The organism is Planctopirus hydrillae (assembly GCF_001707835.1).
Taxonomy (GTDB): Bacteria; Planctomycetota; Planctomycetia; order Planctomycetales; family Planctomycetaceae; genus Planctopirus; species Planctopirus hydrillae.
In genome coordinates this window covers 104,345-118,909 of the sequence record NZ_LYDR01000063.1, presented here as the reverse complement: position 1 = coordinate 118,909, position 14,565 = coordinate 104,345, and the positions used below count along the sequence as shown (strand labels likewise).

Here is a 14,565-nt window from a genome sequence, read left to right as displayed (position 1 = left end):
TGATCCCGTAGTCACTCATTCCGTCGTTACTCATCACAATGTCACGCTGCCTTTAGCAACACTGCGATAGTTCCTCACTACGTAGACTGGTTGTTTCCGTTTGTCGAAAACAGAGATCTCATACGAAGAACCTTTGTCGTCACTGTCGCGGTATCGGACACGAGTGACCAGTTTGTCGGCTTTGCTTAATGGCTGATCACGGAGAATCAGCAGTTCCTCAAAACCAAGTGGTAACTCGACTCTTCCGAAGCAGTTGATCCAGGCGTGAATTCCACAGGCATAGAAGCTGCCATCGAGCACGGCCGGGTGAACAACCGGCTGGCACTTCGAATTGGGGCCCAGCAATTTGCTCATTTCTGTGGGTACGATTTCGGCCCAGGCATCATCTCGGCCAGAACACATCGCCTGCAGGCTGCGCAGAGGCGCACCATGAATCAACGGCCCCATATCCGGATACTTCATGGGACTGTAGCTTCCCTTGGGCTGATCGAGTTGTGGCAATTGCAGGCTGGCTGCATCCACTCGGTCAATCAGAGCGGTTGCCAGTGTAATGGAGCCACCATCGAGATCGATCAACTGGCAGCGATAGCAGTCGGCTTCTTTCACTGCTACGACCTGCACACGACGTGGGAGAGCTGCCTTCAGGTGCAGCGAATGCTGAATGGAAAAGTTGCGAATTCGAGCCACACCGGGGCCGGGAAGAACCTGTTGTAACGCTTCGGCAAACAACTCGACCATCGCGGCTCCGGGGAGGAGTGGTGAATTGTTAAATCGGTGCGCTGTCATCAGCGGCTCTGTCAAAGGCTCGATCCGCACTTCGGCTTCCCAACGGTCTGCACTGGCTGTCACTGCCTCGACAGGGAACAGCAGATTCAGATCAGCCGGGTTGAGAGACTTCGTTTCGGCAATCGTTCTCGAAGCGATTTCGACAGGGATTTCTGTCGTCGTTTCCGTTGACGAGCCACCCATGACTGCTGTGGTACAGAATCCTTCCACCTGCAGAATGAGCTCCTCTTTCGAGTTCCACAGCGAAAAGTTGAATCGCAGGTTTCTCTCAGTGACTTCAAGCACCTGACCATCAATCCGGCAAAGATCACCATCGGTGGCGGGGCGATACAGGCTGACCTTTTCGATATTCACAGGCAGGCTTTGCCTCTCGACGGCCTGGGCTGCCCAGCGATCACACCCAATGAGGCAGGCATCAAGCACAGCGGGATTCAACATCCAGCCGGTTGCTCCACGATTTCCCGCAAATCCACTGATCGGTGGTGGAACGATGATCCCTTCGAAAGTCTTCCCTTCGTAAGCGAACTCCGTCAGCCCTCGAATGGAGGGGCCTGTGAAGACACTCCCCAGATTCAAGGCAGCGACCTGATCCCACGTTTCTGCGTACTGAACCTTCTTAAGCTGCATGGATGATTTGGCAGGTTTGACTGCGTCTGGTGCATCGACACCCGGTTTGAGCCGGGCTTTGACGAGCACTCGTTCGTGCTTGAGCAGGACACCCTTGCGATTGAAGAACCTCGTGACAAGTTCCCCTTCGAAACTGTCTCCTGATCGACGGATGCGAGCGATGGCAAGTTCTTGACGATCCGCAAAGAACCGCATGGGGTTGACAATTTCCCCATCGAGAACAGTCACCTGCTCGATTTCGGGATGCAGAACCCTGAATGCCTGAGCCAATGTCTCCAGACCGAATGTCATGGGGAGAATGGGAGCATTGCGATGTTGATGATCATACAGGAAGGGATCTTGTGCAGGGTTCAATCGGACTTCGACTTCGACATACTCCCCAGGTGTCAGGGCGATCACGGTATCCAGGAGTGGTGAGGCATCGACCACTTTCTGGGCGGCTGCGAAGCCTTTCCACTCTGCCAGTTCGGGCAGCGTACGATCGAGGTCGAGGCCATCTGGCTTATCGACAATCAGGATCTCTGGTTCTGGTGATGATGAAGCCAATTCTTCCAGCAGGAAGGCGACGCCTTCTTGTGGTGGCATAAATGCCATTCCGCCGGCTTCGAGAGCGAGTTTACTTTCAGGGCGGGCGGCCATGCCCACTTCGCCCCAGGGCGGCCAGTGAACCACAATGGTCCGCCAGTCGGGATTCTTGCGGCCCAGTTCATTACAGAACTTGGCAAGTGAATCGGAGGCTGCCGAGTAATCGGCCTGGCCTAAACCACCGAATCGACCACTCGTCGAACCGAATCCGACAAAGTAGGCCACAGGATCATGTTCAAGTGCAGCAGCCAGGTGCCGTGCGCCTTCGACTTTGACATCAAAGGTTTTTTGAACCTTGGGTAACTGCTTACGTTCGAATCGGCAGGCATGTTCGACACCGGCTCCATGAATGACCCCTTCAATCGGATGATTGAAAGTGCGAATCGCTGAAACCGTTTTCTCGACCGCTTCAGCCTGACTAATATCGCAGCAATGGTATGTGACGGAGACACCGGCTTGTCGCATATCCCGCAGATTGCGGCAGGCTTCGAGGCTGCGTTCGAACGTACTCCAGGCATCCAGAGGAACTTCGCCACGTTCACGCGCCTCGGACATGATTTTCCGACGCAAGGCTTTCAGCTCTTCGGCGGAAGCGTTCAGAAGTGATGGATCGAGTTCGGGAATTGGTGACGAACCAATCAGATGGAGGTGAACTCCATAGCGAACTCCGAGCTCTCTGGCCACAACGGCTGTGACACCGCGGGCACCGCCCGAGATAATCCAGGCTGAACCTGGTGTTGGCCCATTCTGTGGCACAGGAGTCGCCGGCACAGGGCGGGCTCCCACAACAAAACGCTCACCACGCGAATAGGCAACTTCGCATGTTTCGAAAGGTTGTGAGAGTTCGTTTGCCAACTGGTCAACGACTCGATCTGTCACGTCGTCACTGGCAAAATCGACAGTTCGGACAGCTAGAGGTGCCAGTTCGCGGCGAAGAGCCTTGGCAAGGCCAGACATGGCACCACCATCGGCGTTGGCTGGGCTCCCTTCGAGACCGAAATTTCCTCCCATGAAGGAGACAAAGGTTAACGATCTCTCGGTCAGCGGGCAGGTTTCCTGACCGCTTTGAGTCCATAACTGGCAAAGACGGAAGGCTGTCAGGAATCGTGCAGAAGCACTCGCTTCACTGACTTCTTCTGAGGATCGTGGCCCTACGAGAATCAGATTCCTGGCAGATTGAAGAGATGCCAGATTTTCGAATTCAGCTTCCAGCTTTGTCACATCAAAACAGGTCGGGATCGCAGCGACTTCGAGACCTGTGGCCTTTAACTTGGAGATCAAGGCCCTCGCGACTTCACCGGAACCATAGACGACTGTTTTACCTGTGAGGCTTACCCTTTGTGCTGTCTGCGAGAGCGGTGCGACACGTGGACGCAGGATGACCCGATGCATCACACGCTCATCGATCACTGGTAAACCAGCCAAGCGAGGGAGATCGGTTTGCTGTGCTGATGTAGAATCTAGTGCCGAACTCACGCTGGAGCCCGTGTTTGAGTTCGTCGGGACATCGTTGACGACTAATTCATCAGCACCACGGAAGAAGCCATTGACATCCAGCGTGGAGAATTCATGCGCAAATTCCTTGCGGTATGAACCGGGAGTCACACGGATTGTTTTCTGTCCCGGGCCAAAAACCACACTGATCTGGTTATCGACACGGCAGATTGTGTTCATGGTCGCATGAGCAGTGACTCGCTGACGCCCACCATCGAACTGGTCGCGAAGAGTCTTTTCAGCAGCCGGGAAGTCGAGCCCGAAAGCTTCTTCCTTGGCCAGGAGTTCCTGCAGGCGATCCATACGGTGCATGGAGTGTGGAGGTGTCGGATGTGTGGCGCCGAGCAGCAGCGAGTGGTTTGTGCCAATGACGCGGGTCATCCCACTGCGAACTTCCAGTTGATCGCTGTCGTATTCGACATAGCAGAGTGAATCGGTATCGGCGTGGCTGACGCAGACTCCCCAGGCTCCATTTCGCTTGGAACTTTTGAGGATCTCGATCGCTTCGGCGGGTGTGGCGGCCTTCTCGAGGATTTTCTTGATCAGCACCGGATGGATATCACCGGGTGCCGTAATGTCGCGAGGGGCTCGATCCAGCAGCAGAGTGCTGGTGACTGTGAGACCCTTTTCGTTGGTGCCATTGATGCCGCTGACCTGTCCACTCACGCTGAAGACGATGTGTCGATAACCGTGAGCAGGAATTCGACACTGCACAACGCGGCGGAGGCAATCTGTCAAACTGAGTGCGAGCGAAGAATCTTCGTTGGCGGCATGGATCATTCCCTTTCCACCATTCGCCTGAGCAGAGACCGCAAACTGAGCACAGCCCGGAACATAGTCTTCGCAGAGGCCCAGGTTATGGCCAATCAGGAATGCAAGAGGGAGTTCGGCACCGTCGGCAATCCCTTTCAGTTCCGCGACTTCATCTTCTCCGAAGTATCGTGCGGGATCACTGACGGCCTCATCCAATTCGGGCATGTTGTCGAGTCGGGCACCATAGCGTGTGATCTGGCGTTCAAGAATACCGTGGATGGCGGCTTTCTCTTTCTGGCCATGCTGGAAGCCCATTTCGTACGGGCTACCTTTAAGAATCATGACAGATTCTCTGACAATCGAAACTGCAGGCACGGCTTCGATGACCTGGGTCACAGCTTGGGTAGAAACAGTTGCTGGTTCCGTCAGTGTGGCTGTAGCAGTGCTGGAATCCTGAAGTTCAAGTTCGGTCTCCCGTGAGGCAGCAGGCGACTCTGATTGTGATGTCGAAGAGGCTTTGGCGGCATCTTCCGTCAGGAACTTGATGATGGAAGCGAGATTGGGGAACTGATCAAGGGAAAGATCGGCAACTTCATTGGCGAGCCAGTGGAGTTCGAACTTCTGAGCGCATTCGCCGAGCATCTGGGCCTTCTTGATGCTGTCGATACCGAGATCGGCTTCGAGATCCGCTTCGAGTTCGACCATCTCTGGCGGGTAACCGGTCTGATCCACGATGTATTCGACAACGAACGCTTCAAGTTCCGCGCGATTGGGCAGTTTGCGTGGAGCCGCCTCTTCGCTGGTTTCAGTCACGATGGCTACGGCTGGCAGAGCAGCGGCAGGTATGGCTGCAACAGGCTGTTCTTCCGCAGGTGATGCAGTGGCTTTGGCGGCATCTTCCGTCAGGAACTTGATGATGGAAGCGAGATTGGGGAACTGATCGAGCGAAAGATCGGCAACTTCATTGGCGAGCCAGTGGAGTTCGAACTTCTGAGCGCATTCGCCAAGCATCTGGGCCTTCTTGATGCTGTCGATGCCGAGATCGGCTTCAAGATCCGCTTCGAGTTCGACCATCTCCGGTGGGTAACCCGTCTGATCGACGATGTATTCGACAACGAACGCTTCGAGTTCCGCGCGATTGGGCAACTTGCGTGGAGTCGCCTCTTCGCTGGTCGGTGTTTCGCTGGTGCCTGTTTCGCTCGTCACTGTAGTCGCGAGGACAGGGGCCGCGACGGGAGCAGGCAATGCCTCGACCGCCGGATGTACTGGTTCAATTCTGTCGACGGTGTCGACCGATTTGGAAATTGCAACCGCATCAATCGTATTTGCACTTGAAGAGGCTTTGGCGGCATCTTCCGTCAGGAACTTGATGATGGAAGCGAGATTGGGGAACTGATCAAGGGAAAGGTCGGCGACTTCATTGGCGAGCCAGTGGAGTTCGAACTTCTGAGCGCATTCGCCGAGCATCTGGGCCTTCTTGATGCTGTCGATACCGAGATCGGCTTCGAGATCCGCTTCGAGTTCGACCATCTCTGGCGGGTAACCCGTCTGATCCACGATGTATTCGACAACGAATGCTTCAAGTTCCGCGCGATTGGGAAGTTTGCGTGGAGCCGCCTCTTCGCTGGTTTCAGTCACGATGGCTACGGCTGGCAGAGCAGCGGCAGGTATGGCTGCAACAGGCTGTTCTTCCGCAGGTGATGCAGTGGCTTTGGCGGCATCTTCCGTCAGGAACTTGATGATGGAAGCGAGATTGGGGAACTGATCGAGCGAAAGATCGGCAACTTCATTGGCGAGCCAGTGGAGTTCGAACTTCTGAGCGCATTCGCCAAGCATCTGGGCCTTCTTGATGCTGTCGATGCCGAGATCGGCTTCAAGATCCGCTTCGAGTTCGACCATCTCCGGTGGGTAACCCGTCTGATCGACGATGTATTCGACAACGAATGCTTCGAGTTCCGCGCGATTGGGTAACTTGCGTGGAGCCGCTGGAACCTCGTCGATCACAACGACCGGAGGAGCGATTTCTTCTTTCGCTTGAGCTGGGTTAAGAGCTGGTGCTTTGCTTTTGACATCCGAAGCGTGTCCATTCTTTTCGAAGTGCCCCGAATGTCCATTTGTCTCGGCGAGGTCGCTGTGAGAAATGGCAGGCGAGTTTTGCGTTGATTTCGGACTGGCCGGTGTGGCCACAGGTCGACCAGACTCGGCACGTTGCTGGATTGCCCGCAAACGATTTTCTTCTTTTCGTTTCGCGGTCGCGTCGAAGTGAACGATACGGGGACGGTCTGTCACTTTTGAACCTGTGGTTGGTACGGTGGTCGTTGCGGGAGTGGGTTGAACCTGGCTGGTTTTCGTCTGACCAGGAATCGAAACGGATGAGCTCGCAGCAGCGGGCTGAACGGCGGGCTTTTGTGGCAGAGAAACTGGCTTTTGGGCCTGTGCTGGTACTGGGGAAGCTGGCGTTTTCTGGGGCGTGGCAGCAGCCGATGGGGCAGTTTTGACGACAGATTCTTCGTACTTGCTTCTGAGCGTGGATTGCCAATCTGGCGACGAATTGTCGCGAGGATCCATAGGAAGGCATTCCATCTGCCCTTCTGTGGCTGTTTTCTGAATCAGTTGCGTGAGTACCTTTCGCGGCCCCACTTCGACCACCACGCCGACAGAAAGCTGTCCCAGGAGTTGAACCATCCCCACAAAGTCCATGGGACTGACCAGTTGCATTACGAGATTTTCGCGAATCTCTTCTGGATCAGTGACTTCTCGATTACCGATGCCACTGATGACCGGAATCTGCGGAACGGAGATTGGCAAAGCTCGAATGCAGTCACGATAAGTGGCAAGTGCCGGTTCGAGCAGAGGTGTGTGATAGGCAGCCGGAACTTTCAGAAGTCGGCTCCCGATCCGGCGTTCCCGCAGGATCTTTTCGAATTGCTTCAGGTCATCAATCGTTCCACCCAGAACGGTCTGCTCGGGCGAGTTCATATTGGCAATGAAGACTTCGACGGGTGCCCTCGTCAAGAGATGGCGCAATGTGGAAGCATCCGAAGAGACAGCGAGTAAGGTCCCCTGCTTGCCAGCAAATTCTTCGACCACATGAGATCGATCGCGTGTGGCTATGACCGCACTGCGGAAGGTGAGTGCCCCTGCTGCCACCAGTGCCGGAAACTCGCCATAGCTGTGTCCACAGACAAAATCTGGCTGAATATCCGCTGTCTTGTAGGCCGTGTAGTAGAGCAGATCGATCACGAGCATCGAAAGTTGAGCATTGAGAATACTGTTGCCCGGGTCTGCAGAAAGCGTTTCAAAGTCCGGGCAGTTTTCGAGTTTGAGCACCTCGTTGAACTCGGCCAGTTTCTGCCGGACTTCGGGGTAATTCGCAATCAGGTCGGCGCCCATCCCTGCGTAGTAAGACCCCTGCCCTGGAAAGGCGAGAGCCAGCTTTGCTCTCTTTGATTGAGAGGCAGTCAGTCGCGAAGGCAAAGAAGCCGGGGCCTGTTTTGCAGTGGTTGGTTGGCTGGTTGCGACGGAAGGAACTGCTGCCGGGCGGAGTGGCAGTTTCTGGCCACTTTCGAGAATCAGGCTGAAACCTGACCCATCAAGAGAGCTGTTACTGATTGCAATCTGGCCTTTCTCGCCGGGAGCTGTGGCATAGAGTGGCATGACCTTTTGAGGGATCGCATGTGCGACAGGCTGAACTTCCGCAGCCAGCTTTTTCAGACCAAATTGCGGGGCGATTTGACCGTTCTGCAACTCGAGAATCGATTTGACAATCGAAGCCACTCCCGAGGCACCGCGCAGGTAACCGATTTGAGGAGTCAGCGAACCGATCAAGGCTTGTGGCTGGCCGCTTTCCTGATCGATGGCCTTGGCCAGTTCAAGTTGGTCAAGATTGCGGGCTTTGCAATCGACACCTGAGACTTCAATCGCACCAATTGACTTCGGTGAAGTGTTGGCGACTTTGAGAGCGGTGTTAAACGACTCGCGCAGGGCACCAGCTTCATCATTACGACGGTTGCACTGGCCAGTTCCGCGAATGACTGCACGGATCGTATCCCCGTCACGTTCAGCATCCGCAAGACGCTTCAAAACAAGAACGGCCACACCTTCTGCGGGCAGAATTCCATCGAAATCGGCATCGAAGGCCGAGCGGGATTGTCCGTTGCTCAGAAGATCCTTCTCGACGAGTTTCTCGAAGCTGTTGTAACTCATCGATTGATGGCCGGCAGCACACAGAACAAGATCTGTCGTGCCGGTTTCGAGCATATTGATCCCGAGGTTGACAGCCACCAGCCCGGAAACTTCCTCAGCTTCGAGGGCAAACGCGCCACCGCGGAAATCGAAGGTTTTCGAAAGTCTGGAAGCCAGGGTACTGCTGGTGAAACTGCCTGTTTCATCGAGTAATGCTGGCAGAACTTTCAAGAAGTGCTTTTCATATTGAAGCAGAGCTTCGTCAATCTGGTGTGGTTCTGTGCCATTCGCTTCCAGATGTTCGCGCAGCACCTTTTGAATATGTGGCAAACGCAGACCCAACTGGAGTTGGACAGCAAAGTCACCTCCAAACATCGTTCCGACGATTACTGTTGAACGATGGCGATCAAAAGGTTTCTTTTCGTAACCGGCATCGGTCAGAGCCTGGTCCGCCGCGTCGAGCAGCATGAACTGCAGTGGATTGGCATTCGCGACCTGTTTGGGTGGAACTTTATGCCGCTTCCAATCGTAAACGAAATCCGCGACGTAACCACCGCGCGATGTCAATTCTGGCTTTTGCGATTTCTGCTCTTCAGCGAGGAGCGTATAGGCCAAGGTGCTGGTCTCTTTGGGAAACTCGCACTTGGGATCTTTGCCGGCGATGAGCGCTTCCCACAGGGCGGCTTTTGTCAAAGCACCGGGAAGAATCGATGCCATGCCAATCACAGCCATCGGCTGCTGCACGGGAGCCGGTGCGACGTTACTCTTTGGCTGTGCCGATGGTACGGTCACAGAGGTCTTGGATTTTTCACCAGGCAAGGGCCCGTCATCGAGCACCATGTGGACATTGAGCCCACCGATACCGAACGAGTTCACGGCAGCTCGTCGCGGCATTCCTCCAGCAGGACGGTTCCATTCTCTGGCGCTGGTAGCAACTTCAAAAGGAACATTCTGCCACTCAATTTCAGGATTAGGCGTCTTGAAATTGATCTGAGGTGGGATCACGCCATGTTCCATGGCGAGAACCGTTTTGATAAACCCTGCAATCCCTGCGGCTTCGAGAGTATGGCCAATATTGGCTTTCACACTGCCAATGGGTATTTTTCGACCAGCCGGGATTTTGCCAGTCAGCACTTGAGCCAGAGATTTGAGTTCAGTGGCATCGCCGACCTGAGTGGATGTGGCATGGCATTCAATGTATTGCAACGAAGCGGGGTCGATGTTCTTCGAATATGCCCGTTCGACAGCGAGAATCTGTCCTTCCTGGCGTGGAGCCCACAGGCTTTTACCGCGTCCATCAGAAGAGACACCAATCCCGCGGATGACCGACAGAATTCGATCACCATCGGCCAGAGCTTTCGGGAGTGTTTTGAGAACAACCAGCCCGTAACCGTCTGAACTGATGAGGCCATCGGCATCGGCATCGAACGGTCTTGACCCGGTTCCACTGATGGACATGGCCATCGAAAACAGAACGAGACCAAACCACTTGCTGTAGGATGCCCCACCCGCCACGGCCATGTCGATTTCGCCACGCGCCAAGGCGTAGGCAGCCTGGCTCAATGCCATCAGTGATGAGGCACAAGCGGCATCGATGACCAGCGAAGGACCTTCGAAACCATGCACGCGAGAAATCAGCATGGCGGCATTTGCCGCTGCAAAATTCATCGGCTTGAGCGATTCTTCGTCCGGAAACTGGGATCGCAGTTGATCGACCATACGGCGAGAAATCTCGGCCCGGGCGGATGGTGAGCAGCCTTTGAATTCCTCCTGCTTGCGGAGAATTTCCCCTGCAATCCCCACATATCTGGCAAAGGCGGCATCTCCTCCCAGGCAACTGCCGCCAGAATGTCCGACATAGACACCCGTTCGTCGGTAAGGAACTTTAGCAGGATCCATCCCTGCATGTTTCAGTGCCGAGGAGGCCACCTCGCAAAGTGTGAGATGCGCTGTATCAGAAGTCTGCAGGTCTTTATCAGAGATGGGACAGATCTGTCGATTGACAGGTCGCTCCGTAACAACGCCTCCCAGATCGGTATAAGAACGTCCTGGTTTCCCCTGCTCTGTATCAAAATAGAGACTCTTGTCGAGTCGATCAGCAGGTAACTCGCGAATAGCGCTTGATCCCGATGAGATCAGCTTCCAGTATTCTGCGATACCGTCGCCACCGGGCATCCGACATGAGACACCGATCACGGCGATGGGGGGAACCTGTACCATGGGAAACAGCCTTTTGAATTCATTTCATGTGCGATACATCCTTGCATCGGGCTCTCCGTCCTGCTGATGACTGAACGGATTCCTATCAGATAAATAAATCCAACTTATTGAATCTGTAATCGTTCGTCGCCTCCGACTTTAGAAATGGTTGCCGGGGCTGGTCAACAAGGTGAAATCAATCATAGAGTTCTTGGCTGTAAGATCATTCACCATATGCATGTCGAAGCAAACTTATCGAGTCTTCCGGTTAATCCGGTTGTGACGATTGTTACTATATGGACGGATTTTACGGATTCTTCACTCCTGTTGCAGTAAGTATAAACACTTGTATTGTGAATTGGGTGACACGATTTGTATTAAGTTTCAACAAACATGGTCTCCGTCAATCAATGAGATCCTTGCTGCCAATCAAACCAAAAACCGGCCAATCCCAGGAGTTTTGATCTCCCTGAAATGGCCGGTTTGGAGTGAATGCAAGATGAGATTAATTCCTTGATCCCGCTGCGTTCATCAATCGATGATTAATCCATATCGATGTCGCGTCTGGGAAACACTCTGTTCTCGCAACCAGTATCGAAGCTCTGTTGGACCATGAGCCGTTAATGGCGCATCGATCCAGTTGAGATCAAGATCTGCCGCCGCCTTAAAGACAGCTTCAGAGACAGCTCCGACAATTCTCAGAAATTCGGCCTCGCCTGCATGATCTGCAAGACTCGTGAGAAAATCGGCTTCGGATTCTCTCCTCGAATCACTGATGATCAGCCGGACGCCAGTGATCTGTGCAGCCAGTTGAGCACGCTCAATCGCTTGAGAGGCCGTGGTTTCGTCACAGATACCAACTCGCAGGATGACACCTCGAGATGGACGATAACGGAATTCGTTTCGCTCGCAGTGCAATTTCGATGGATCATGACTGACGCTGAACTGCTGATTCCAGGCTTTCTGGTAGCTATGCTCAATCTCGACTGGTGAAACGAAGCTGTTCCTGTCGGTCAATCGTGTGAAGAGATGGGAGTAATTCGGGCCACCAGCTTTTGCACCGGGGCCAATGCTTGATCGCTTCCAACCACCAAAAGGCTGCCGACGAACAATGGCTCCCGTTGTTGAGCGGTTGATGTAGACGTTTCCAGCCTGCACGCGATCTTTCCAGTAGACCTGCTCTTCTTTGTCGAGAGTATGCAGGCCGGCCGTCAAGCCGAAGGAAGTCGCATTTTGCCACTTGATCGCTTCATCAAGAGTGGTCGAGCACATGATTCCCAGAACCGGGCCGAAACATTCGGTGAGATGGAACCATGAGCCAGGTTTCACGCCGAGTTTGATCCCCGGAGACCACAGGCAAGGATCGTGGGGGCTTTGTACAGGTTCCAGCAGCCACTCTTCTCCGGGTTCGAGAGTCGTTAAGGCTCGATGTAATGCGGGGCTGGCCGGGCGAATCAGCGGTGTGACAACACTGCGTCGATCAGTCGCTGGGCCAACGATCAGGCTGGATGCAGCATCGCGCAGTTGTCTGCGAAAAGCTGGATCGCGATAAATCTCCTGATCGACAATCGCGAGGCTGGCTGCACTGCATTTTTGTCCTGAATGTCCGAACGCGGACTTCACAAGGTCTTTAATCGCCAGTTCACGGTCTGCCTGAGCCGTGATGACCATGGCGTTCTTGCCACTCGTTTCGGCATATAAACGGAGCGTTGGCCGCCAGTTGCGGAACATCTGCGCGGTTTCCCATCCGCCAGTCAGCACGACGGCAGCGACACGAGAGTCAGTGATTAGAGCTTTTCCAGTCTCACCATCTTCGCAGGGGAAAAACTGCAGGACATCCCTCGGAACGCCAGCTTCCCAGAGTTGACTGGCCAGCAAGTAGGCCGTGACTGCCGTTTCTGGAGCCGGTTTGAGAATCACGCTGCAACCCGCCATGAGTGCTGCCAGAACTCCTCCAGCCGGTATTGCATAAGGAAAATTCCATGGCGGAGTGACAACCACAACTCCGAGTGCTTGCGCCTTCATCGAGGCGGGAATCTCAAATTCCATCGCATAATAGCGCGCGAAATCGATCGCCTCAGAAATTTCGGCATCAGCTTCCCAGATCGCCTTTTTGGCTTCCCGCTGCATGCAGGCAATCGTTCGGAAACGATCCTGTCGCATGACCTTGGCGGCTGACATGAGGATTTGCCGGCGTTCTTCGATCGTTCTCGATTCCCAGGCAGGCTGTGAAACAACTGCCTGATCGAGCACGAAATCAAGTTCGGCAAGTGGCGGCAAGACCGGGTTTGACCAGTTGGCAATTGCCTGATTGAGTTGTTCGCGAACCTGGATCTGAGTCCAGTCGCTGTCAGGCTCGTTTTCAAAGGTCGACATCGTCTGCAGATCGTGGAGAGGTTCGATCCGTCGAGAAAGAGCACTCACGTTTGTTCGATGGTTCCAACCATCTTCAAATCGTTGCTTCTGCTCATGCCAGGTGGGTGAATCTGGTTCAAGAGAGAACGCCGCTCTCAAGAAGTTCTCGGGTGCTGTGTTCTCATCGAGGCGGCGCACCAGATACGACATGGCACTGAAAAAATCAGCCTTCTGCACCACCGGCGAGTACAGCAACAAACCATGGGCTTCGTCTCGTACCACACGCGCCTGATGGTTTGCCATCCCTTCCAGCATTTCGAGTTCGACGCGTTCGGTTGTTCCCAGACGCTCGCGTAATTCGAGTGCGAGTGCAATATCGAACAGATTGTGGGAAGCCACTCCTAAACGAACGTACTCGGCATGTTCGGGCTGGCAGCCATACTCGAGCATGCGCCGGAAGTTGGCATCGGTATCGGCTTTTGTGGGATAGGGTGCCTGATTCCAGCCGTGAAGTTCAGCTTCGACCTGTTCCATAGCCAGATTCGCCCCTTTGACAAGGCGGACCTTGATATCTTCGCCACCAGATTCAACTCGCTTTCGGGCCCATTCCGTCAAATTCTTCTGGGCTGCGAAAGAATCCGGCAGGTATGCCTGCAGCACAATACCGGCTGAAAGTTGACGAAACTCAGGCTCATCGAGCACGGTCTGAAATGCTTCGATGGTAATCGCCAGATCTCGATACTCTTCCATATCGAGATTGACGAATTTTCCTTGTGGAAGTGCTGCTCTGAAAATTGTTCTCAGTCGCTTGCAGATCTCGCTTCGGGTTTCTTCCCAGGCAACGATATTCACCTGGCTGAAAATCGCAGTGATCTTGACCGAAACGTAGTCGACCAGTGGGTTGGCCAGATATCCGAGAATGAGCTTTAAGCGGTGCTGCGCTTCTTCCTCACCGAGGATTGCCTCTCCCAGATGATTCAGGTTGCAGCGAAAGCCCTCGCTCTGGCGTGTGGCAAAGTGCTTTTTGAGTTCACTCGGTGTCGCATCGAGAATGACATTCGAGCTTTCGCTCTGCAGTCGGCTTGTCACTAAAGGCATGACGATCCCTGGAGCAATTCGACTTGCCAGAGAGCCAATTTGCATGAGGCAGCGATCAATCCACGGGAGGTATCCGGGAATACCAAACCTATTTAATGCCGATTGCCACCTCTGGGCCTGTCGGGCTGGTTGATGGCTGCGAAAGACTTCGTCAACCATCGCCAGCGTCAGCGACTTCCCGGCACGGTCGTTCATCATACCGGCCACATTTTGGGCGGCTTTCTTCTCGGCCGAGGTTTGAGCCAGTCGGGATTTGACAAGCAGTTGTTCAGCGCGTTGACTCACACTCTCCAGAAAGGAAGCAGAATCAATCAGATTGACGGAAAAATCAGGGGGGGTGAGTGTTCTCATGATGTGAATGTTACCCTGAAATCCGATGATCGTCGTGTGGGAATTCGCCCTGTTGCGACGCCGAATTTATACAATGATTTCCATTGGTCGACGTTTTAGATATTTTGGCCGCTGAACCTGGATGATTCTGTT

At 54.1% G+C, this 14,565-nt stretch carries 2 protein-coding genes; both read right to left on the bottom strand.

Annotated features, from left to right (window positions below; genetic code table 11):
- Nucleotides 1-33: 33 nt before the first annotated feature.
- Entirely contained in the window at nucleotides 34-10,650 is a 10,617-nt protein-coding gene (locus A6X21_RS07955) for a type I polyketide synthase (protein ID WP_068847067.1), read from the bottom strand.
- A 510-nt stretch (nucleotides 10,651-11,160) separates the two neighbouring features.
- The gene (locus A6X21_RS07950; protein WP_068847066.1) at nucleotides 11,161-14,433 is read right to left on the bottom strand and encodes a bifunctional proline dehydrogenase/L-glutamate gamma-semialdehyde dehydrogenase; all 3,273 of its coding nucleotides are present in this window, start codon (nucleotides 14,431-14,433) and stop codon (nucleotides 11,161-11,163) included.
- Nucleotides 14,434-14,565: the final 132 nt, after the last annotated feature.